Here is a 21,723-nt window from a genome sequence, read left to right as displayed (position 1 = left end):
GCTCGCGGGTGTTTATCCACAGAACCGCGTTCTCATGCCGGTGACGTCAACCGGCGGGTCTAATCTCGCGGCGGGCGTTACCTTGGCGCCCGGCAGCCATGCCGTCCGGTGTGCATGCCGTCCGGCGTCCATGCCGTCCGGCGTCCATGCCGTCCGGTGTCGAGTGAGGGGACCCAGCGATGCGGATCATGCTCACCGTGCTCGGCGGGCAGGGCGAGCGCGACGTCGTGATCGACGGCGACGACGACGCCACCGTGGCCGCGATCGGCGCGGCGCTCGGCGACCCCGCGCCCCTGGCGCAGGTCGTCCGGCTGCCCAGGTCCCGCTCCCCCTACGGGCCGGCGTCCGGCGCCGACGTGGTGCGCGTGCCGCCGCCCCGCCGGGCCAACGCCCTGTCCGCCCCGCCCGTCGGGCACGAGCCGGTCGTGTGGCGCGACGGGCGGCCGCTCGACCCGCGCGCGCGTGCCGCGTCCGTGCTGCGCGACGGCGACAAGATCACGCTCGATCCCCGCCTGGCCAGGGCCACGGTGATCGAGGAGCCCGGCGGGGTGGCCGAGGTGCGCGTGGTGGGCGGTCCCGGCGCGGGGGCCGTCCACCGCCTGGGGCTCGGGGCGCACGTCATCGGCGCCGACCCGACGTGCGCGATCGCCGTCGCCGACCCCGCGCTCGCGCCCGAGGCGGTCACCGTACGCGTGACCCCTGACGCGATCACCGTCGAGCGCACCTGGCGGGCCCAGGACGAGGCGCCGAAGATCAAGCTCAAGGGGCGGTGGGCCGACGAGGTGGCCGAGCTGACGGCGCGGGTCGCCGAGCGCGAGGCGGCCGAGCACGCCGCCGGCTACACCGAGGTGCCCGAGCTCGACGGCCGGCCGCTCACCGAGCCCGTCTCCTGGCTCGACCAGGCGGTGCTCACCTGCGGCTCGTCGGTGTTCGTGCTGACCGCGGTCGAGCCCAAGGACGCCCACCTGGCGCCGCTCGGCGAGGGCGGCGTGGCCTACAACCGGCCGCCTCGGCTGCGCAGGCCCGAGCCCCAGCGCGCGTTCGTCCGGCCGAAGGAGCCGTCCAGGAGCGAGGGGATGCGGCTGCAGCTGCTGGCCGCGTTCCTGCCGGCCGTGCTGGGCGTGACCCTCGCCCTGGCGCTCCAGGTCTGGTACTACCTGCTCGTCGCCCTCATGACGCCGGTCATCATGATCGGCCAGTGGTGGAGCGACCGCCGCCACGGCAAGAAGCAGCACAAGAAGGCGCTCAAGGAGCATCGCGAGCGGCTCCAGGAATACGACGCCGCCGTCGAGCGCGCCCGCGTGGCCGACGAGGCCGCCCGGCGCGCCGACGCACCCGACCCCGCCCAGGTGCTGCTCACGGCCACCGGGCCGCGCAGGCGGCTGTGGGAGCGCCGCATCCACGACTCCGACGCGCTGCGGCTCCGGGTCGGCCTCGCCGACCTGCCCGCCGACCTGCAGCTGACGGAGGAGCAGGGTGGGCCACTCGACCCGCCGCTGTGCCGCTCGGTGCCGGTGGCGCTTCCGATGCGGCGGCTCGGCGTGGCCGGCGTCACCGGCCCGCGTGCCTTCGCCGCCGGCCTGGCGAGCTGGCTCGTCGCCCAGGCCGCCACCCTGCACAGCCCGCGCGACCTCGCCATCGTGCTCATCTCGGCGCACCCCGACGCCGAGCGCCGCTGGGGCTGGCTGCGCTGGCTCCCCCACTGCGGGCCGCGCGGCGGCGAGGAGTGCCTGGCGCTGATCGGCGTCGATCCCGAGTCGGCCGCCCGCCGCGTCGCCGAGCTGGCCGCCCTCATCGACGAGCGCCAGAACACCAAGATCCCCGAGCTGGGCAAGATCCCCACCGGCTGGGACGACCTCGGCGGCACCGGCGCCGACAAACCGGCCTTCTCCTCCTACGACGTACGCCCCTACGACATCCTGGTGATCCTCGACGGCGCCCAGGTGCTGCGCGGCCTGCCCCACATGCCGCAGGTGCTGCGCCAGGGGCCGCGCTCGGGCGTCTACACCCTCGCCATCGACGACGACCAGCGCCTGCTGCCCGAGGAGTGCCAGACGGTGGCCGCGTGCGGCCCCGACGGGCTGGTCCACCTGCGCGGCGGCGGCCTCGACGTCATCGGGCCCGTACTGGGCGACGCCGTCTCGCCCGCCTGGTGCGACCGCCTGGCACGGGCGCTCTCCCCCATCCGCGACGTCAGCCGCGACGCCCCGGGGGGCGACCTGCCCGACGCGGTCCGCCTGCTCGACCTCATGAACCTGCAGAGCCCGTCCGGGCCCGAGCTGGCCGCGCGGTGGCGGGCCCGCGGCTCCACACAGGCGCTCATCGGCGTCGGCCCCGACGGGCCGTTCTCCGTCGACCTCCGGCTCGACGGCCCCCACGGGTTGATCGCCGGCACCACCGGCGCCGGCAAGTCCGAGCTGCTGCAGACGCTGATCTGCGCGCTGGCCGTCGCCAACCGGCCCGACCAGCTCACGTTCGTGCTGATCGACTACAAGGGCGGGGCGGCGTTCAAGGAGTGCGTACGCCTGCCGCACACGGTCGGCATGGTCAGCGATCTCGACGGCCACCTGACGCAGCGGGCGCTCGACTCGCTGGCCGCGGAGATCCGCCGCCGCGAGCGCCTGCTGTTCCAGGCGGGCGCGAAGGACCTCGACGACTACGCCGGGCCCGTCTCCCTGCCGCGGCTGGTGCTGATCATCGACGAGTTCGCCGCGCTGGTCGCCGAACTGCCCGACTTCGTCACCGGGCTGGTCGACATCGCCCGCCGGGGCCGCTCGCTGGGCATCCACCTGATCCTCGCCACGCAGCGGCCCGCCGGGGTGGTGACCGCCGACATCCAGGCCAACACGTCGCTGCGCATCGCGCTGCGGGTCACCGAGCCCGCCGAGTCGTCCGACGTCATCGACCTGCCCGACGCCGCCCAGATCTCCAAGAACACCCCCGGCCGGTGCTACGTGCGCTCGGGGGTGGGGGCGGCGGTCGCCGTACAGACGGCCCGGGTCGGCGGACGCAGCCCCCTGCCCGCCGGGGACGGGGCGCCGGCCGCCGACGTGCGGGTGATCGACGTGGGCTGGCGCGCCCTGGGCCGGGCCCTTCCCCGGGCGCCGCGGTCGGAGGAGGAGTCGACGGTCACGGACCTGACGCTGGTGGCCGACGCCCTGATCGAGGCGGCCCGGCTGACCGGCGTCCCACCCCAGCCCAGCCCCTGGCTCGATCCCCTCCCCACCCTGTTCGTCCTCCCCCTGCCCGCCGCTTCCGGCGTGCCCGGTTCCGCCATCGGCGGCGCGCCTTCGTACGACGCCTCCGGGTCGCCTGCGGAGAACGCCGTGGGAGCGCCTGGGCGCGACGTCGCTGGAGCATCTGCACACGACAGTGTCGGAGCGCCTGGGCGTGACGGTGCTGGGGAGCCTGCGCGGGGTGGTGGCGGGGCATCCGCGTCGGGCGCGTCCGATGGGCCGCCGTTGCAGGCGTCGGGGGTGCCCTTCCGTGGTGATCCGCTTCAGGCGCGGGCCAGGGTGAAAGGCTCCGGGCAGCCGTCGTTCGACAGTTCCGGGCGGCCGGGGAAGGCGAACGTGCACCCGGCGTCCGTGACCGGAGCGCCGCCCGTGTCCCGGCCTGCTCCGACGCCGCCGTCCGGTTTCGGGGGCCCGCCTGCCGCGGACCCCGCCGCTCCCCCGACCACCGGCCCTGCCGACCCGCCGACCAACGATCCCGCCATCCCGTCGGCCACCAGCCCCGACGCCCTGGCAACCCCCGGCCCCGGCATCCCACCAGCCATCGGCCCCGGCATCCCGCCAGCCACCGGCGCCGGCATCCCGCCAGCCGCCGGGCCCGGCATCCCGCCTGCCGCCGGCCGTGGCGGCTCGTCCCGCATGGGTGCCCGCAGCGGGGAGGAGGACGTGTTCGTCGAAGTGGAGCCGGTGCCGTTCGGGATCACCGACCGTCCGTGGGCGCAGGACAGGAAGCCGTTGACGCTGGATCTGGCGCACGGTGGGCATCTGCTCATCGCGGGTGCCGCGCGGAGTGGCAGGTCCACGGCGTTGCGGACGATCGCCGGCTCCATCGCCGCCCACGTCTCTCCCGCCGATGTCCACCTGCACGCGATCGACTGTGGGTCGGGGGCACTGCTGCCGCTGGTGGCGATGCCGCATTGCGGCGCGGTGGTGACGCGGGACCAGCTCGATCGGGTCGAACGCCTGCTCAACCGGCTTCGCGCCGAGATCGGCCGCCGTCAGCAGCTCCTGGCCGAGGCGGGTCATGCCTCGCTGGCCGAATACCGGCAGGCCGGGCATCGGCTGCCCTGGCTGGTGTTCATGATGGACCGGTGGGAGGGCTTCGTCGCCGCCTTCGAGAGCTACGACTACGGGCGGTTGATCGAGGCGCTGCTGCAACTGCTGCGCGAGGGGCCGGCCGTCGGGCTGCGGGCCGTGATCACCAGTGATCGGTCAGGGCTGCTGGGTCAGGTGTCCACCGTGTTCGACGACCGGCTGCTGCTCCGTCTGTCCGACTCCGCCGACTACGGGCTCGCCGGGTTCCCGTTGAAGGGGCTGCCCTCTTCGGTGCCGCCGGGTCGGGCCCTGTCCCTCGGGGATCACGGCATCGTCGAGCATCACATCGCGCTGCTTTCCCCCGATCCGGCGGGGCCCGCGCAGGTGGCGGCGTTGCAGGCGCTCGCCCGCGCCGTCCCCGCTCCCGTCCCTCTTTCGTACGACTCCGCCGCCGGCGGCACAGGTACGGGGAGCGGGGCGGGGCACGCGGGCTCGTCGTCCGGAGGGCGGGGTGGGTGGCGTTGGCCGGGGCGGGCGCCGCTGCGGGTGGACGCGCTGCCGATGCGCATCACCGTGGCCGAGACGTTCGACCTGGATCCGTCGTTCAGGCCGCCGTCGCCGCTGTGGGCCCTTGTGGGGGCCGGGGGCGATGCTCTGGCGCCGCTGGGGCTCGATCTGCTCGCCCACGGTCCGGCCGCGGTGATCGCCGGGCCGGCTCGCTCGGGGCGGTCGTCGGCGCTGCTGACGGCGGCCCGGTCCCTGATCGAGCGGGGGACGCCGGTCATCGCCGTCACGCCGCGCCGCAGCCCGCTGCGGGGGCTGGACGGGCTGGTGGCGGTGCTGGACGGCAACGCGGGCAACCTGGCTGAGCTCGTCGCCGACCTGCACGACTACGTCGTCCTCGTGGACGATGCCGAGCTCGTCAACGCCGACTCCCCCTTGGGGATGGCTCTGGAGGAGGTGCTGCGGTCGGGGCGGGACGGTGATCACGCCTTGCTCGTCGCGGGCACGACCGGGGATCTGGCCGTCGCCTATCGCGGGTTCGTCGCCGAGGCCCGCAAGTCCCGTACGGGGGTGCTGCTCGCGGTGCAGGGGCAGACGGACGGGGATCTGTTCAACATCCGGTTGCCGCGGGGGACGGTGGGTGGGCCGCCCGGTCGTGGCTTTCTGGTGACGACCGGCACCATCACGCCCATCCAGGCTGCTCTCCCCGACGTCGGCTGACTCGTCCGCAGGAGAGACGGCGGCCGTTCCGGCGATCTTCGCGGGAGGGGCGGGTTGAGCAGGTCGTTGCCGTGCAAGGGGCGAGTCGTCCGGCTGCTTGCACAGGAGGGGGCAGCCGGTCCGGCCGTTTCCGAGGGAGGAGCGAGTTGAGTCGGCCGTTTCCCTAGGAGGGGCGAGTTGATCCCGCTGCGTCCGCAGGAGGGGACAGCCGATCTGGCCGTTTCCGTAGGAGGGCGAGTTGAGTCGGCCGTTTCCCTAGGAAGGCAGTCGATCCGGCTGCGTCCGCAGGAAGGGGCAGCCGGGCCGGCCGTTTCTGAAGGAGGGGCAAGTTGAGCCGGCTGCTTCCGTGAGGAGACAGCCGGGTCGGTTGTTGCCGTGGGAGGGGGTCAGCCGATTTGGCTGTTTACCACTGAGTCGGGGTTGGTGCCCCAGACGTCGTCGTCCTCGTGGAGCCAGGTTGTCGACTCCTGTTTCTCGGAGCTCTGCGCCCCGCCGCCCCCGCCACCGGCGCCCATCGGGAGGAAGGGCATGCCGGTGCCGGCGGTGGTGGCGCGGGTGGCGGCGGTCGTCACGGCCGGGTTCGCGCCTGCGAAGCCTCCGCCCGTGGCCGTGCCGGGGCTGCTCGCGGTGGTGGCCGGCGGGTACGACGTCGAGGGCATGCTGTACGCGGTGTTGCCCGTGGTGGTGGGGTGGGCGGTGCCGGTGGTCGGGGTCCAGCCGTTGGTGTTCGTGGGGGTGAAGTCCTGGAGGCTGGTGGTGCGGTTGGCGGACGGGTCCTGGTACGCCGCCGGGTTGAACGCCGGGTTCGAGCCGTTCGGCGAGGTGGAGCCGAGGGACGAGGTGTCCGGGTTCTGGAAGGTCGGCGAGCCGGGGTTGCCCGTTCCGGTGCCGTTGTTGCCGTTCGTACCGTTGGGGTCGCCGTTGCCGGACGGGTGGTTGCCGTTCGGATAGGTGCCGTTCGGGTTGGTGGCGTTCGGGTTCGTGGCGTTCGGGTCGAAGGCGTTCGGGTTCGTGGGGAAACGGTTGCTGGAGTCCGTTCCCGACGGGTCGTAGTTGGTCGGGAAGGCGCCCGGTCCGTACGGGTCGGGGTTGCCGTTCGGGTACGGGCCGCCCTTCGGGTACGTGACCGGCGGCGGGGTGATCTGCGGCCCCGTCGGGTAGTCGATGTCCCTGAGGACCTTCTCCACGGTGTCCGGGATCTTCGCGTGGACGTGCGCCAGGTCGTTGGCGAACGTCTGCAGGTGGAGGCCGGCCAGCTCGTCCTGCGAGCCGAAGTCGTTGTTCGCCTTGTCGCCGTTGTAGACGCCGCTGTAGGTGCTGAAGAGGCCGGCGACGCTGTCGTCCCAGGTGCCCCCGAGCAGCCCGCCCTGGTTCACCCAGGTCCCCAGGACGCCCTTGACGTCGTCGTCGATGAACTCCTGGTGCTTGCGCACCACGGTGGAGAGTGCCTCGACGGGCTCGTGCATCTTCTGGAGCTTGGCGGCCAGCTCGCCCAGCGTCACGTGCAGGACGCCGAGGGCCTTCTGCGCCTCGACGGAGGCCTTGCCGTTCCACACCTTCGCGAGCTGGCCGGCCTGCTCCTCCAGAGCCTTCTGGACGTCGCCGACGGCTTTGTGCGCGTCCTTGTACGCGGTCGCGGCCTGGGCGATGTGCTTGGCGTCGAAGCCCTTGATGAAGGTCACGACCTCCTCGACGCTGCGACCGCCCGTCTCCACGGACCAGTCGCCGCAGCTGGACTTCAGCCAGTGGGTCTTCTTCTTCTCGCCGCCCATGGGCTCAGCCCCCGCCCTCGTTGGCCGCGTTCGTGATCTTGTAGTTGCCCGCGCCCGCGTCCACCAGGGAGATGGCGACGGACATGTTCTTCAGGACTTCCTCGTAGACGTTCAGGAACTCCCGGTGGGCCTGCTCCAGCGTGGTGGCAAGGGACTCGCCGGCCTGCCATCGGCTGATGCTGCGCAGATGGTCGCTCTCGGCCTTGAGCGAGCCGTTGAAGCTGAGATCCTGGATGGAGCCCGGGTATTCGCCGTAGGTGCCTCCGCCGATGGGCTTCATGGCTTCGCGCAGCGCCTCGGCGATGCTGGCGATCTTCTTGGCGTCGTACGTGACGCCGTCACGCTCGGCTTCCAGGCCGGGCCAGTTCTTGGGCGGTTGTGTTTCTCCCACGAGACCTCCCCCTCGGCACTCGATCAAGCACCTTACTTGAATGTTCCTTTTCCGTACAGAAGACTCAGTGTCAACATGCGTAACATGATGCGCTATGCAGACGCAGAAAGATCTTTATCAGGCGCATCGCCTTATGACGCAGCGCCTGGGTCTCGCGTTGCTGCAGGGGGAGCCGGACGTCCCCGAGTCACCCATGCGCCGGCAGAACGTCGCCACCTTCGCGGGCATCCTGATCTCCGTGCTGGTCGTGGCCGCGTTCGGGATCTGGGGGCTGCTCAAGCCGGGCAACGCCACCAAGCTCACCGAGCCGGGGCAGCTCCTGATCGAGGAGGAGACCGGCGCCTCCTACGTCTACAACCAGCAGACGGGCAAGCTCCAGCCGGTCGCCAACTACGTCTCGGCGCGGCTCCTGCTCGACACCGACGACGTCAAGGTGCGGACGGTCTCCACCGACTCGCTGGCCGGGTTCGCACGCGGGCAGAAGGTGGGCATCCAGGGCGCGCCGGACTCGCTGCCGAAGCGTGAGCGGCTGGTCAAGGCCCCCTGGTCGGCGTGCGTGGTCGAGGGCGCGGACGCCTCGGGGGTGCGCAAGCCGTTCGTGACGCTCGTGGGCGGCATGGACGTCGGCGGCACGCCCGTCGGCGGCGAGGCGATGGTCGTCAACGACGGGCAGCAGAGCTGGGTGCTCTGGGCCAACCAGCGCATGCGCGTGACGAACGTGGACCGCCTCACCGACCAGACGCCCCGCCGCGTCCCGGCGTCGTGGATCAACGCGATCCCGGCCGGCGTCGACTTCGCCGCCCCGGCGATCCCGCAGCGGGGCAAGAAGGTGGCCGGGCCGGGCGGCAGGGCGTCCAGGGTCGGGCAGGTCTACAAGGTGGCGTCGGTGGCGGGCGCGAGCGAGCGCTGGTACGTGCTCCTGGCCGACGGACTGGCGCCGATCAAGCACACGCAGGCGATGATGCTGCTCCTGGACCCGGCCAGCAAGACCGCGTACGGCCGGCAGCCGGTGCGCGAGACGGCGATCGACGCGGCGAGCGCCAACGCGGCCAAGGCGTCGGCGCACCAGATGGTCAACAGCGGGCTGCCGGACACCATGCCGCGCTTCCGCTCGCCGGGCGTCTCCGCCCCGCTCTGCGCGGTCTACCGCGACACCCAGAAGGGCTCGGCGCGGGCCGTGCTGACCACGGGCGGCGCCATGCGCATCCCGACGCCGGGCGCGAGCGCCGGCGCGGAGAAGGTGGACCAGGTGCTGCTCCCGGCGGGCAGCGCGGTGCTGGCCGGGACCCTGCCGGGCGACGGGCAGCTCGCGGCGGTCCAGCAGTACTCCCTGATCACCGAGCAGGGCCGCAGGTATCCGCTGGTGTCGGCGGACCTGGTGACCAAGCTGGGGTACGACGCCACGGACGTCGCGCCGGTGCCCGCCCACCTGCTGCGGCTGATCCCCGACGGGCCCGCGCTGGACCCGGCGGCGGCCAGGACGCCGGTGCAGGAGGTGCAGGGCATCCAGCCGCAGACGCCCGCCCAGTGACGGCGGGCGGTCCCTGACCGGACGGGACGGTCAGGAGCCGTGGTTATGGCGAGGTTATGCGGGTGGCCGCATGATCCTGTGGCGTTGCCCGCCCGTGCTTCGCCGACCGAAGGATCACATGAAGAACCACCTCGTGCTCGCGGCCGTCTCGTCCCTGGTCATCAGCCTGGCCCCAGGAGCCGCCGCTGCCGCCGCCGCGCCGCGGACCATCGCCTGGGCGCCGTGCCCCGAGGACACGACCGCCGAGTGCGGCACGCTGAAGGTGCCCATCGACTGGGACAACCCCGGCGGCGCCGCCATCGACCTGGCGGTGGCCCGCCGCAAGGCCACGGGACCGGCCTCCCGGATCGGCTCGCTGGTCGTCAACCCCGGCGGGCCGGGCGCCTCCGGCGTCGACTTCGTGGTGCACGGCAGCGGCTACTTCAGCGCCGAGCTGCGCGGCCGCTTCGACCTCGTCGGGTTCGACCCACGCGGGGTGGGCCGCAGCCACCCGGTGAAGTGCTCGGCGGCGCTGGTGCGCGAACGTCCGCACCCGCTCATCGGGAGCCAGGCGGACATGGACGCCTGGGTGTCGTACAACCGGCGGCTGCGGGAGGACTGCCGGGCCCGCACCGGGCCGCTGTACGACCGCGTGAGCTCGCTCGACGTGGCGCGCGACGTGGAGGCGCTGCGGGCCGCGCTGGGCGACGACAAGCTCACCTACTACGGCGTCTCGCACGGCACGCTCATCGGCCAGGCGTACGCCGAGCGCTTCCCCGGCAGGGTCAGGGCGCTCGCGCTCGACTCGAACTTCGACCACAGCGTGGACACCGCGGCCTACCTGAGCACCGCGGCCGCCCAGACGGCGGGGGCGTTCGACCAGTTCGTGGCCTGGTGTGAGGCGACGCCGTCGTGCGCGCTGAACGGGAAGGACGTCCGGGGGTTCTGGAAGGGGCTGCTGGAGCGGGCCGACCGCGGTGAGCTGCACGAGCCGGGCGTGCCGGACGTGCCTCTGGGCGCGTACGAGCTGGTGAACACGGCCTTCGCCGGCCTCTACAACCCCAACTGGGCGGAGCTCGCCGAGCTGCTGGCGGCCATCGACGGCGGCGGCCCGCAGCCGTCGGCGCGCGCCGCGAGGGACGAGGAGGAGGTGCCGGTCAGCACGCCCGTGTTCTGCCAGGACTTCCACCTGCCGGTCGCCGACCACGCCGAGTACGCCTCGCTCCTGCGCCGGCAGGCCGGGCAGGCCGGGGACATGAGGTACAGCCCGCCCGCGCTGGGCCGGATCGCCGGATGCCTGGGCCAGCCCACGCCCGTGCCTAACCCGCAGCACCGGCTGCGCGTGGACACCGCCGCGCCGATCCTGCTGGCCTCCTCGCTGCACGACCCCGCCACCGGCTACCAGTGGACGCTCAGCACGGCCAGGCAGATCGGCGCCGCGGCCCGCGTGCTCACGTACGAGGGCTCGGGGCACACCGTGTACGGCCGGAGCGCGTGCACCACCGGCGCGATCGACCGCTACCTGATCGCGCGGTCGGTCCCGGCCGGCGGGGTGCGCTGCCCGGAGGTGCGGCCCTCCTGACCGGCGACGCCAGGAGGGAGGCCACCGCCCTACGCCTTCATGGACTTGTCCATCTTCGGCATCAGCGAGCCGGCGTCCTCGTTGTACTCCAGCCCGTCCTGGGTGAACGGCGACCCTCCGCCGTTCTGCATGGTGGACATCTCGGTCGGGATGGCCTTGAGGCTGGGGAAGACCTTGCCGGCCATCTCGCTCGCCTGGATTGCGGAGTACAGGGCCCAGGTGAGACCGCCCGCCACCAGGATCTGCTTGCCGAGGACCTTCTTGATCGCGGTCAGCGTGATCTTGCCGAACGCGGCGGCCACGCCCTCGGAGAAGGCGGCCGTGAGCGGGCTGGCCTTCGAGGCCACCTTGTAGATGGCGAGCCCGGCCATGGCGGCGGCGATGGCAGAGCAGACGTAGGTGCACACCTTGTAGAAGCCCGCCGTCGAGCTGACGCCGTCGCCCGTGGCGTTGCGGACCTCCTTGAGCTGTTTGAGCGAGTCCTTGTAGCTCGTGTGCACGGTCTCGAAGGACTTGAACGCCTCGCCCTCCCAGGTGCCGTCGTTCTGGAGGGTGGTCTTCAATTCGGTGAGCTGCTCGTCCAGGCTCTTGAGCTCTGTGACGAGGCCCTCGGCATGGTGGTCGCTCGTGCGCCAGTTGTTGGCCGCGGTCTCCATGCCCTCCGGGTCCGAGACCAGGGTGCCGATGGCGCTGGCGACGTAGAAGGCCCAGGGCTGGCCGATGAAGAACGCCGAGGCCGTGGCGGTGCCGGCGGCGGCCATGGAGACCTCTTTGTAGACGCTCACAGCAGATCGTCCTCCTGGCCGAGCACCGGTGGCGCGATGTCCTCGTCACCGCCCCAGACACCCTCGTCCTCGCCGAGGCCGACGGTCTTGTCGCGGTCGCGTTCCTGATTCGCGTTCCCCGCGCCGCTCATCGGCATCATCGGCATCATCGGCATGCCGGACGCGCCTGCCGCGGCGCCGCGCAGCCCGGCGGCGGCCGCGTTGCCGGGTACGCCGCCGAGGCCCCCGCCGACGCCGGTGCCGGGAACCGTGCTGGTGAGGGGCACTCCGAGGGTATTGGGGACGCCCGTCCGGGTGCCGGGCCCGTTGACGCTGGGGTCGAACCCGGGCACCTGCGGCGTGGGCGTGGCCGTGGGCTTGAACGACGACAGGTCGGTCTTGTTCGGGTTCAGCGCGGCGTCGAGGTCGGGGACACGGGTGTCGGCCGGGTCCATGCCTGGCAGGTTCGTCTTCGGCAGGTCCGTGCCGGGGAGGTTCGCGCCGGGCGTGTTGGTGCCGGGCAGGTTGGCGTTCGGCAGGTCCGTGCCGGGGACGTTCGTGTTCGGGAGGTTGCTGCCAGGGACGTCGGTGTTGGGGAGGTCCGTGTTCGGCAGGTTCGTGTTGGGGAGATTCGTGTTCGGAAGATCGGTGTTCGGGAGGTTCGTCTTCGGCAGGTCCGCGTTGGGCAGGTTGGTGCTGGGCAGCTTGGTGTTCGGGAGACCGCCGTTCGGCAGGCCCCCGCCCGGGAGGGTCGTCTTCGGCAGGTTGTTGGGATCGCCGCTGGAGTCGTCCGCCTTGGTGTAGTTCTTGTCGGCCGCGCGCAGGGCGGGATCCCAGCTCTCCAGCGCCTCCTTGGCCCTCGCCAGCGCCTCGCGCTGGCTCTGGATGGCCTTCTCGTGCACGTTCTGCACGCCCCAGCCGAGCACCCCGAAGTGCGGCCAGGGCACGGGCAGGTTGGCGGACCGCCCGTCCACCTGGCCGATCAGCTTGGCCTGGTCGGTGATCTTCCCGCCGGCCCTGGCCAGCTCGTCCTTCGTGAAGGAGATGTGCGACGACGGCTTGCCGTCGGGGGTGAGGCTCGACATGCCCGGGATGTAGGGGTTGCTCATCCGATCACGGGATCCGTGGTGTCATGCGCCGTCGTCCAGCAGTTCGGGTCCTCGGACAGGAACGTGCTCCGCTCCAGGTCGTTGCCCTCGCCTCCGCCGGCGCCGCCTCCCGTGAGCGGCATGAGCGGCATCCCGCCCGCCGCCCCGCCCGCGCCGCGCAGACCGGCCGCCGCCATGGGCGACTGCCCGGCGATGAGGCCCGGCGAGCCGATCACGGAGGGGACGCCGCCCGGCGTGATGCCTCCCGGCGTGTAGCCGATGCTCGGCGGCGGGGTGATCGTGGTGATGGCCCCGGGCGTGGTGCCGGTGAACGACGGGGTGAGGGTGGTCGGGTTCAGCGTGGGGGTGGCCTGCGGCTGGAAGCTGGCCATGTCGGTGCGGCGCGGGTCCGTCACCGAGCTGCCGTCGGTGCTCGTGCGGTCCTCGTTGCCGATGACCGGGGGGACGGTGCCGTCGCCGGGGTTCGTGCCCGGGTTGGTCCCGGGGTTCGTGCCGGGGTTCTGGGTCTGGCCCGGGTTCGAGCCGTTGGGGTCGCTGCCGTTCGGGTTCGAGCCGTTGGGATCAGAGCCGTTCGGATTCGAGCCGTTGGGGTTCGAGCCGTTCGGGTCCGAGCCGTTGGGGTTCGAGCCGTTCGGGTTGGACCCGTTCGGGTTGGAGCCGTTGGGGTTGGAGCCGTTCGGGTCGGTGCCGCCGGGGTTGGTGCTCGTGGAGCCGGAGCCGAAGGAGCCCGAGCCGGTGGAGCCGCCGTTGCCGGACCCGAGGGTGGGGCCGTTCGACCCCGATCCGGTCGGGTAGTTCACGGTCTGCGGATTGATCGGCGACTGGAGCGTCACGGTCGGCAGCTCGTACGAGACGTCGTGCGGCACCTGGATGTTGTAGAGGTTGACGATCTCCTGGTTGAGCTCGTGCAGCGCCTTCTGGGCCTGCAACGTCTCCGCCCGCTCCACCTCCAGGGCGGTCTTGGTGACCCGGTCCGTGAGCACCGGCTCGTTGACCTTGCTCTTGGTCTCCGTGAGGCGTTCGGCGTAGTTCTGCAGGGCTCCGCCCATGAGGCTGAGCTTGGTCGACAGCTCGCGGCCCGAGGCGTGCAGCATCTCCAGCGCGTGGCGGGCCTTGGCGGCGTCCGGCCCCTTCCAGACCGCGGCGATCTTGGCGGCGTGCTCCTCCAGGGAGCTGACCGCCGCGTCGACCTTGGTGGAGGCGTTCATGTACGTCTGGCCCGCGCCCGTGATCGTGCCCGGATCGGTGTTGCCGAGCAGCTGTTTGATCTGGTCGCCGGTCTGGCTGGGCTTCTCGCCCTGCGGCATCCTCTCGAAGGAGAGGATGACGACGACCTCCCGCTTACTCATCAGGCGTCACCCTCGTTCCCCCTGCGGGCGCGGTCCAGGTTCTCGGCGCTGAGCTCGACGGCCTCGACCACGCTCTGGTAGGCGTCGATGAACTTCTGGTAGACCTCGGCGAACTTCGCGCCCGCGTTGTTGGACCCGACGGTCGCCGCGAGGGCGAGGGCGTCGTTCCACTGCCCGATCTGCGCCGCGCCGAGCTCGTTGCCGGTGGACATCTGGTTGATGTTGCCGTTCGGCCGCCCGCCGTTGCCCAGCATGGCCTCGTAAGCGGTCCGCAGCTCCTGCGCGACCGCCCGGATCGCCTGCGGGGAGTTCTCCCGCGCCTCCCCATCGCCGTCGAAGAGACTCTTGTCGACGGCCAGAGGGTCGGGACCGCCCTCCATCGCGTCTTTCTGCGTCATGCCTCACCCTCAAACGACAGAGCTCTCGGCCACCGCACGGCAGGCCGGGCGATGGCCGAGGAGAAGAACGAGCCGGGCTAGTCCGTCCAGATGCTGATGTTGCGCTGCTCAGCGGCCTGGTAGTTGCCCTTGGCGACGTCGACGGCGTTGGCGGCCTTGAACAGCTGCTCGCCCATCGCCTTCTCGTGCGCGTTCCACTCCGCGCGCTTCGTGTCGAAGTAGTTCTGGGCCTCGCCCTCCCAGTTCGAGCCGAGGGTGTTCTTGATGTCGGCGTAGAGGTCGTCGGTGACCCGGTCGAGCTCCGTGACGACCTTCTTGAGCTCTTCGTAGGCCGACCCGAGGGAGCCGAAGTTGACGTAGGTGTAGTCGTCAGGCTGGACGGACATCAGGGTCAGCTCCCGTTGTTGGCGTTGATGAGAGAGTCGATGCGGCCGCCGGAACCGGCGGAGGCAAAGCCGCCGACGATGTCCATGTTCTGGTCGGCGGCGTTGCGGTAGACGCCGGCGCCGATGTTCAGCTTGTCGTAGATGCCTTCAAGGATCTTGATGACGCCCTTGAACTCGACGTCCCACTGGTCCATGGCCTCGCTGAACTTCTTGTAGGCGCCGCCCTGCCACTGGAGACCGGCCTTGATCTCCACCACTCTCTGGCGCATGCCCTCGATGTACTGCGCGGTGTCCTGGCAATAGCCCGCCGCCGTCGTCAGCTGAGTCGGGCTGGCCCCGTACAGTGACACTGGACCTCCAAAGGTCGTCCTGCTTCGTCAGTCGCGGCGAGCGGTCTCCCCCGTGAGGACGGCCTACCACCGCAGACAACATCAAGTGGCATGTTAGTCACCATCTGCCCCTCAAATCCCAGAAATATCGAATAACGGATTGATCGCACGAAGGCGGCCTTCTGGTGAATCCGCTGGTAGATGCCGTAATATGCCCTGACTTCCGGGAAAAGATCTCTGTCGGTGACGGGCGTCAAAGTTCCAGCCGCCGCCGGATGCGGTCGAGCTCGCCCATCACGTCGGTGAACGCCCGGTCGTAGATCTCCTCCGCCTGCTTGACGTCGTCCAGCATGGCCTCCGGGCTCTTCGCCAGGTCGACGTCCTGGCCGAGGATGTCGGTCATCATGGCGGCGAACGCGCGCTGGTAGTCGGCGGTGGCCTCGGCCAGCGTGGTCTTGATCAGCTCGGCCAGCTCGCCCGAGGACAGCCGCATGGCCTTCGGGTGCAGCTCCAGCAGCTGGACGCCGTTCTGGCCGTACTCGACCTTGACGAAGCCGTTCTCGTCCTCGGCGCGGCCCACGCACTCGCCCACGCTCTCCTGGAACTTCTCCAGGCGGCCGAGCTGGTCGTCGATGCCCTTCATCAGCTTGTCGACGTCGATCTTGGCGAAGTCCCCGAACTCCTGCATACCTGCCTCCTCAGCCGGACAGCCCGCGTACCCACGTGTAGACCTCAAGGACGCCCAGCGCGAGCGGGAAGAGCTGGACGATCAGCGCGATGTCCAGGATGTCGGCCGCGCGGCCCCAGAACGGCGACGGCTTGCCCGTCGCCAGCCACATCCCGATGCCGACGGTCATCAGCGCCAGCCACAGGATCCCGATGGCCACGGCCAGCGAGCCCACGATCCCGCCCTGGCCGAACAGCGAGACCGCCAGCACGGCGAACCCCGTCAGCCCGACCCCGATCAGCCACAGGCGCTGGCCGCGGCCGCGGAACACCCGGGCCCGCATGATCAGCGTGAGCGACAGCGAGACCGTCATGACGTCGGCCACCCAGCCGTCGGCCAGCACCAGCAGCACCAGCGTCACCAGCGCGCAGATGCCGATCATCGCGATCATGCCGGTGGCGTAGCCCTGCGCGACCCTGGTCCGCTCCTGGATCGCGCCGGCGTCCAGGCGCTGGTTGTCGTTGCGCAGCTCCTCGGCGGTGGTCGGCATCGCCGGCAGCGGCACCTTGGCCAGCCGGAACGACAGCGTCGGCACCAGCGGGCTGAGCGCCAGCAGCAGGGCGGTGGCCAGGGCGGCCACGCCCGCGGGCGGCGGCGACCACACCATGATCACGGCCGCGCAGACGCCGCCCACGGTGGCCGCGCCGGCCGTGCCCAGGAATCCGGGCACGCCGTCGGAGATGAGCGCGCCGGCGATCCCGGCCACCAGCGCGGTGGTGGCCAGCGCGGCGAGGAAGTGGGGCGCGCCGAAGCCGGCGGCGGTGCCGGGCGCGAACAGGCCCGCGACGAACCCGTACGGCAGCGCCGCGTGCCCGACCAGCGCGCCGGCCAGCGAGTCGCCGACCGCGCGGGACAGCAGCGTGCCGGTCACGACCAGCAGCAGCGCCAGCAGCCCCGCGACGATCGTGACGGTCAGCGCCGGCATGCCGGACACCGTCAGGCCGGCCGAGCCCAGCGCGAGCAGGGCGGCGGCGCCGCTCGCGCCCACGGCCCTGGTGTGCTTGGCGCTCCACGCGCCGCGGCCCTCGCGCACGCCGCTCGCGACCACGTCGGCGACGTCGTCGTAAAGGGCGGGCGGCAGGATCGCCTCACGTGGCCGCAGATAGAGGATCTCGCCGTCGAGCACGCCGAGCGAGCCGAGGCTCTGCCCGAGATCGAGCGGCTGGCCGCCGAGCCGCTGCAGGGTCCAGCCGGGCGCGGCCGCGGCCTCGCCGCCCACCTCGCCCAGCGCGCGCAGCAGGCCGGGCAGCACGTTCGGCAGCGGGATGTCGGCGGGCAGCGCCAGGTCGGCCTTGCGGCGCGGTCCGACGATCGTGATGTGGCACTGCGCGGGCAGCGGCACCGGCACCTGGGCCAGCGCGCCCTGCTGGAAGGGCCCCTGAGGCCCGGGAGGCCCCAAAGGTCCTGGAGGCCCGAAAGGCCCCGGAGGTCCCGGCGGACCGGGCGGCCCTGGCGGGCCTGGCGGGAATGCGGGCGGCCCGCCGCCGTAGCCGGGTGGCGGCCCCTGAACCGGGGGCGGTGGACCGGGCGGAGGCCCCTGAACGATCTGTCCCACTTGTTAACTCCGTCCCCACCATTGGTCACGGACAACAGAGAACATATCGGGTCTCTTCTGATAAGAACGTCTCGATGAGCATCGTCGTCGTACGTCGCCCTGAACGCCGCCCCGGCCCCAAACCCCCGCGCGGCGAAGTCCTGCTCGAATCTCCGCCGGAGATTCCCGAGGTCCAGCCGCAGGGTTTCACCGCCGTCCTCACCTACCTCCCCATGGTGGCGGGCGCGGCGGCGATGGCCCTCATGTTCACGGCCTACGGCAACGCCAACCCGATCATGTACGTCGCCAGCGGCCTGTTCGCGCTGTCCATGGTCGGCATGAGCATCGGCCAGATCGGCCGCCAGGCGGGCGAGCGCAAATACCGGCTGAACGGCGCCCGCCGCGACTACTTCCGCTATCTGAGCCAGGTGCGCAAGCGGACCAGGCGCGCGGCCAAGCAGCAGCGCGAGGCCCTGGAATGGAGCGGCCCCGAGCCGGACGCGCTGTGGTGGATCGCCATGAGCCCGCGCCTGTGGGAGCGGCGGCCACGGGACGACGACTTCGCCACCGTACGCCTCGGCACCGGCGTCCAGAAGCTCGCCATCCAGCTCATCCCGCCGGACTCCAAGCCCGTCGAGGACCTGGACGCGCTGGCGGCCGGCGCGCTGCGCCGCTTCATCAGGGCGCACTCCACGGTCGCCGGGCTGCCGGTCGCGGTGGCGCTGGGGTCGTTCGCCAGGATCAGGATGACCGGCGACCCCGAGACCGTACGCGACCTGGTGCGGGCCATGATCTCCCAGCTCACCGTGTTCCACTCGCCGGACGACATGCGGATCATGGTGTGCGCGGGCGCCGAGTGGATGCCGTACTGGGAATGGGTCAAGTGGCTGCCCCACGCGCTGCACCCGGAGGAGATGGACGCCGCCGGCCAGGTGCGGCTGATGACGGAGAACCTGAGCGAGCTGGACCGGCTGGTCGGCGACGAGCTCAGGGAACGCGCCCGGTTCCGGCCCGGCGCGGCGGCCGACGCGCTGCCGTACCACGTGCTCATCGTGGACAACGGGCACGTGCCGCAGGACTCCCAGCTCGGCAGCGACGCCATCCAGGGCGTGACCGTGATCGACCTGTCCGGCTCGACCGGCGAGGTGGAGGAGAGCAGCACGCTGCGGCTGGACGTGCACGCCGACGGCTTCCACATGGTCAAGATCGATCACGCGGGCAAGGAGCACCGCACCCGGCTCGGCGACCCCGACCGGCTCGACTTCCTGCGGGCCGAGGGCCTGGCCAGGCAGCTCGCGCCGCTCCGCACCTCGATCGGCTCCGGCGGCGGCGGCGAGGTCGAGGACGTGCTGGCGGCCAACACCACGCTGACCGACCTGCTGGGCGTCGGCGACCCGTCCCTCGTGGACCCGGCGATCGTCTGGCGTCCGCGCGCGGGCCGCAACCGGCTGCGCGTCCCCATCGGGCTCGGCGCCGACGGCCGGGTCGTGGAGCTGGACATCAAGGAGTCCGCGCAGGGCGGCATGGGCCCGCACGGGCTGGTGATCGGAGCCACCGGCTCCGGCAAGTCGGAGCTGCTGCGCACGCTCGTGCTGGGCCTCGCGGTCACGCACTCCTCGGAGATACTCAACTTCGTCCTGGTGGACTTCAAGGGCGGCGCGACCTTCCTCGGGCTGGAGTCGCTCTCCCACGTCTCGGCGGTCATCACCAACCTGGAGGACGAGCTCCCGCTGGTGGACCGCATGTACGACGCCCTGCACGGCGAGATGGTGCGCCGCCAGGAGCTGCTGCGCGCGGCCGGCAACTACGCCTCGCTCCGCGACTACGAGCGCGCCCGCGAACAGGGAGCCGAGCTCGCGCCGCTGCCCACCCTCTTCGTGGTGCTGGACGAGTTCAGCGAGCTGCTGTCGGCCAAGCCGGAGTTCATCGAGCTGTTCGTGATGATCGGCCGGCTCGGCCGCTCGCTGGGCGTGCACCTGCTGCTGGCCTCGCAGCGCCTGGAGGAGGGGCGGCTGCGCGGCCTGGACACGCACCTCTCCTACCGGATCGGCCTGCGGACCTTCTCGGCGATGGAGAGCCGGGTCGTGCTCGGCGTCGCCGACGCCTACGAGCTGCCCTCCGCGCCGGGCAACGGCTACCTCAAGTTCGACACCACGGGCATGACCCGGTTCAAGGCCGCCTACGTCTCCGGCTCCTACCAGTCGGACAGCCGCCGGCCCGGCTCCAGCGACGGCAACACGATCCTGCGCCAGGTCGTCGAGTACGGCTCCGGCTACGTGCCGCTCCCCGTCGTGCCACAGCCGGTCGAGGAGGCCCCGTCGACCGAGATGGACGAGCGCGGCCCGCAGGCCAGCCTGCTCGACATCGTGGTGCAGCGCCTGGCCGGGCACGGACCGGCGGCCCACCGCATCTGGCTGCCGCCGCTCGGCGAGCCGCCCACGCTGGCGCACCTGCTGCCGCCGCTGTCGGTCACGCCGGAGCTCGGCCTGTCCACGCCCGGCTGGCAGGGCCGGGGCAAGCTGCACGCCGTCGTCGGGATCATCGACAAGCCGTTCGAGCAGCGGCGGGATCCGTACTGGCTGGATCTGTCCGGCGCGGCCGGGCACGTCGGCGTGGCCGGCGGACCGCAGAGCGGCAAGAGCAACGTGCTGCGTACGCTCATCACCGGCATGGCGCTCACCCACACGCCGCGCGAGGTCCAGTTCTACTGCCTCGACTTCGGCGGCGGCGGCCTGGGCGCGCTGGCCGGACTGCCGCACGTGGGCGGCGTCGCCACCCGCCTCGACGCCGAGCGGGTGCGCCGCACCGTGGCCGAGATCGTGACCATCATGCGCCAGCGCGAGCGCGCCTTCGCCGACCGCGGCATCGACTCCATCGCCACCTACCGGCGGATGGTCGCCGACGGCAGCGCCGACAGCGACGGCTTCGGCGACGTGTTCCTCGTCGTGGACGGCTGGCTGACCATCCGGCAGGAGTTCGAGAACCTGGAGGCCGTCATCACCGACCTGGCCGCGCGCGGCCTCGGGTACGGCATCCACGTGGTGGCGGCCACCAACAAGTGGTCGGAGTTCCGGCCGAGCATCAGGGACCTGTTCGGCACCAGGATCGAGTTCAAGCTGGGTGACGCGTACGAGTCGGAGATCAGCAGGAAGGCGTCGCTCGCGGTGCCGGACGGCGTGCCGGGGCGCGGCCTGACCAAGGAAGGCATGCACTTCCTCGCCGCCCTGCCGCGCATCGACGGCCAGCGCGGCTCCGAGGACGCCTCCGACGCCATGCGCGCGCTCGTGGACGTCGTACGGCAGTCGTGGCAGGGCCCCGGGGCGCCGCCGGTGCGGCTGCTGCCCTCGCTGCTGCCCGTCGCCGACCTGCCGGGGCCCGAGCAGACGGGGCCGGGCCGGATCGCGATCGGCATCGACGAGGACAGCCTCGCGCCGGTCTCGCTCGACTTCGACAACGACCCGCACTTCGTCGTGTTCGGCGACAACGAGTGCGGCAAGTCGAACGTGCTGCGGCTCATCATGGAGGGCCTGGTCGCGCGGAAGACGCCGAGCGAGGCGATGATGATCGTGATCGACTACCGGCGCTCGCTGCTGGACACGGCCGTGACCGACCACCGCATCGGCTACGCCGCCTCCAGCACGGCCGCCGCCGAGCTGATCCAGGACGCCCGCTCGGCGCTGCTCAAGCGGCTGCCGCCGGCGGACCTGACGCCCGAGCAACTGCGTTCGCGCAGCTGGTGGCAGGGCTCGGACCTGTACATCGTGGTGGACGACTACGACCTCGTGGCCACCTCCAGCAACCCGCTCGCGCCGCTCGCCGACCTGCTGCCGCAGGCCCGCGACATCGGTCTGCACCTGGTGCTGGCCCGGCAGGCCGGCGGCGCCAGCAGGGCCATGTTCGACCAGGCCGTGCAGCGCATGAAGGAGATGGCCAGCCCCGCGCTGATCATGTCGGGCAACCGCGAGGAGGGCCCGCTCTTCGGCAACATCCGGCCGACGCCGCTGCCCACTGGGCGCGGCTACTACGTCGATCGCCGGCAGGGGGCGCGCCTGATCCAGACGGCGTACATGGGAGAGGCGTGACGTCCTGAGGAAACAGCGGGTTACGCGAATGTGAATGGCATTCGCATATTGTCTCCCAACAGGGCGAATGGCCATTTATGCGGCTTAATGCGGTGATACAAAGATCATCGTGTCGACCGATCCGTCCACCGCCGCCCCTTCGGCGACGCCGTCAGGGAGCCCGCAGCCCAGCCTCACACCGTCCCTGAGCCCTTCCGCGTCACCGACGCCGGCGGTCACCAGCCCGTGCCCGCACACTCCCACGTGCCCGCCCCCGGTCTGCCTGCCCCCGTCGCTGCGCCCCGTCGCGTCCCCGTCC

14 protein-coding genes are annotated in these 21,723 nt (G+C 71.8%); 4 read left to right on the top strand and 10 right to left on the bottom strand.

What is annotated here, in order from left to right; genetic code table 11:
- Positions 1–179 precede the first annotated feature (179 nt).
- Positions 180–5,492: an FtsK/SpoIIIE domain-containing protein gene (locus ACBR40_RS28110; RefSeq protein ID WP_371250707.1), complete on the top strand. Its 5,313-nt coding sequence runs from the start codon at positions 180–182 to the stop codon at positions 5,490–5,492.
- A gap of 386 nt (positions 5,493–5,878) precedes the next feature.
- Here the strand turns inward: ACBR40_RS28110 and ACBR40_RS28105 are convergent, their stop codons facing one another.
- Both ACBR40_RS28105 and ACBR40_RS28100 read right to left on the bottom strand, forming a co-directional pair.
- Positions 5,879–7,264: a WXG100 family type VII secretion target gene (locus ACBR40_RS28105; protein ID WP_371250706.1), complete on the bottom strand. Its 1,386-nt coding sequence runs from the start codon at positions 7,262–7,264 to the stop codon at positions 5,879–5,881.
- Between the two features lie 4 nt (positions 7,265–7,268).
- Positions 7,269–7,655 (bottom strand): hypothetical protein, encoded by a 387-nt coding sequence (locus ACBR40_RS28100; protein WP_364450098.1) that lies wholly within the window; start codon positions 7,653–7,655, stop codon positions 7,269–7,271.
- 94 nt (positions 7,656–7,749) lie between these two features.
- On the opposite strand from ACBR40_RS28100, the gene eccB reads away from it, so the two are divergent.
- Together eccB and ACBR40_RS28090 are read left to right on the top strand one after the other, a co-directional pair.
- Complete coding sequence (eccB, locus tag ACBR40_RS28095; protein WP_371250705.1) at positions 7,750–9,186, top strand: type VII secretion protein EccB; 1,437 nt, start codon at positions 7,750–7,752, stop codon at positions 9,184–9,186.
- 118 nt (positions 9,187–9,304) lie between these two features.
- Positions 9,305–10,747 (top strand): alpha/beta hydrolase, encoded by a 1,443-nt coding sequence (locus tag ACBR40_RS28090; protein WP_371250704.1) that lies wholly within the window; start codon positions 9,305–9,307, stop codon positions 10,745–10,747.
- A 29-nt stretch (positions 10,748–10,776) separates the two neighbouring features.
- On the opposite strand, the gene ACBR40_RS28085 is transcribed toward ACBR40_RS28090, so the two are convergent.
- The 8 genes from ACBR40_RS28085 to eccD form a co-directional block, all read right to left on the bottom strand.
- Positions 10,777–11,532, bottom strand: a complete 756-nt coding sequence (locus ACBR40_RS28085; RefSeq protein ID WP_371250703.1) for a WXG100 family type VII secretion target — start codon at positions 11,530–11,532, stop codon at positions 10,777–10,779.
- Positions 11,529–12,620 carry a pentapeptide repeat-containing protein gene (locus tag ACBR40_RS28080; protein WP_371250702.1) on the bottom strand — a complete coding sequence of 364 codons (1,092 nt, stop codon included), beginning with the start codon at positions 12,618–12,620 and terminating at the stop codon, positions 11,529–11,531. Before ACBR40_RS28080 ends, ACBR40_RS28085 begins: the two co-directional genes overlap by 4 nt.
- Positions 12,617–13,969, bottom strand: a complete 1,353-nt coding sequence (locus tag ACBR40_RS28075; RefSeq protein ID WP_371250701.1) for a hypothetical protein — start codon at positions 13,967–13,969, stop codon at positions 12,617–12,619. The genes ACBR40_RS28080 and ACBR40_RS28075 overlap by 4 nt, the downstream gene beginning before the upstream one ends.
- Positions 13,969–14,367 (bottom strand): hypothetical protein, encoded by a 399-nt coding sequence (locus tag ACBR40_RS28070; protein WP_344210422.1) that lies wholly within the window; start codon positions 14,365–14,367, stop codon positions 13,969–13,971. The genes ACBR40_RS28075 and ACBR40_RS28070 overlap by 1 nt, the downstream gene beginning before the upstream one ends.
- Before the next feature lie 77 nt (positions 14,368–14,444).
- Positions 14,445–14,753 carry a WXG100 family type VII secretion target gene (locus ACBR40_RS28065; RefSeq protein WP_344210424.1) on the bottom strand — a complete coding sequence of 103 codons (309 nt, stop codon included), beginning with the start codon at positions 14,751–14,753 and terminating at the stop codon, positions 14,445–14,447.
- A gap of 5 nt (positions 14,754–14,758) precedes the next feature.
- Positions 14,759–15,103: a WXG100 family type VII secretion target gene (locus ACBR40_RS28060; RefSeq protein WP_344210426.1), complete on the bottom strand. Its 345-nt coding sequence runs from the start codon at positions 15,101–15,103 to the stop codon at positions 14,759–14,761.
- A gap of 232 nt (positions 15,104–15,335) precedes the next feature.
- Positions 15,336–15,770, bottom strand: a complete 435-nt coding sequence (locus ACBR40_RS28055; RefSeq protein ID WP_344210428.1) for a YbaB/EbfC family DNA-binding protein — start codon at positions 15,768–15,770, stop codon at positions 15,336–15,338.
- 10 nt (positions 15,771–15,780) lie between these two features.
- Positions 15,781–17,208: a type VII secretion integral membrane protein EccD gene (gene eccD, locus ACBR40_RS28050; protein WP_371250700.1), complete on the bottom strand. Its 1,428-nt coding sequence runs from the start codon at positions 17,206–17,208 to the stop codon at positions 15,781–15,783.
- A gap of 230 nt (positions 17,209–17,438) precedes the next feature.
- On the opposite strand from eccD, the gene eccCa reads away from it, so the two are divergent.
- A complete protein-coding gene (gene eccCa, locus ACBR40_RS28045; protein ID WP_344210432.1) occupies positions 17,439–21,425 on the top strand; it encodes a type VII secretion protein EccCa in 3,987 nt (1,328 codons plus the stop codon).
- The last annotated feature ends 298 nt before the right edge of the window (positions 21,426–21,723 follow it).

Source organism: Nonomuraea sp. AD125B (assembly GCF_041402765.1).
Lineage (GTDB): Bacteria > Actinomycetota > Actinomycetes > Streptosporangiales > Streptosporangiaceae > Nonomuraea > Nonomuraea bangladeshensis.
The sequence above is the reverse complement of the archived record's forward strand: the minus strand, read 5'-3'. Positions and strand labels throughout refer to the sequence as shown.

Excerpts from the sequence above, each read along its gene's own strand:
- ACBR40_RS28110 (WP_371250707.1), top strand. The coding sequence starts at position 180 with ATGCGGATCATGCTCACCGTGCTCGGCGGGCAGGGCGAGCGCGACGTC.
- ACBR40_RS28105 (WP_371250706.1), bottom strand. The coding sequence starts at position 7,264 with ATGGGCGGCGAGAAGAAGAAGACCCACTGGCTGAAGTCCAGCTGCGGC.
- eccB (WP_371250705.1), top strand. The coding sequence starts at position 7,750 with ATGCAGACGCAGAAAGATCTTTATCAGGCGCATCGCCTTATGACGCAG.
- ACBR40_RS28090 (WP_371250704.1), top strand. The coding sequence starts at position 9,305 with ATGAAGAACCACCTCGTGCTCGCGGCCGTCTCGTCCCTGGTCATCAGC.
- ACBR40_RS28080 (WP_371250702.1), bottom strand. The coding sequence starts at position 12,620 with ATGAGCAACCCCTACATCCCGGGCATGTCGAGCCTCACCCCCGACGGC.
- ACBR40_RS28075 (WP_371250701.1), bottom strand. The coding sequence starts at position 13,969 with ATGAGTAAGCGGGAGGTCGTCGTCATCCTCTCCTTCGAGAGGATGCCG.
- ACBR40_RS28070 (WP_344210422.1), bottom strand. The coding sequence starts at position 14,367 with ATGACGCAGAAAGACGCGATGGAGGGCGGTCCCGACCCTCTGGCCGTC.
- ACBR40_RS28065 (WP_344210424.1), bottom strand. The coding sequence starts at position 14,753 with ATGTCCGTCCAGCCTGACGACTACACCTACGTCAACTTCGGCTCCCTC.
- ACBR40_RS28055 (WP_344210428.1), bottom strand. The coding sequence starts at position 15,770 with ATGCAGGAGTTCGGGGACTTCGCCAAGATCGACGTCGACAAGCTGATG.
- eccCa (WP_344210432.1), top strand. The coding sequence starts at position 17,439 with ATGAGCATCGTCGTCGTACGTCGCCCTGAACGCCGCCCCGGCCCCAAA.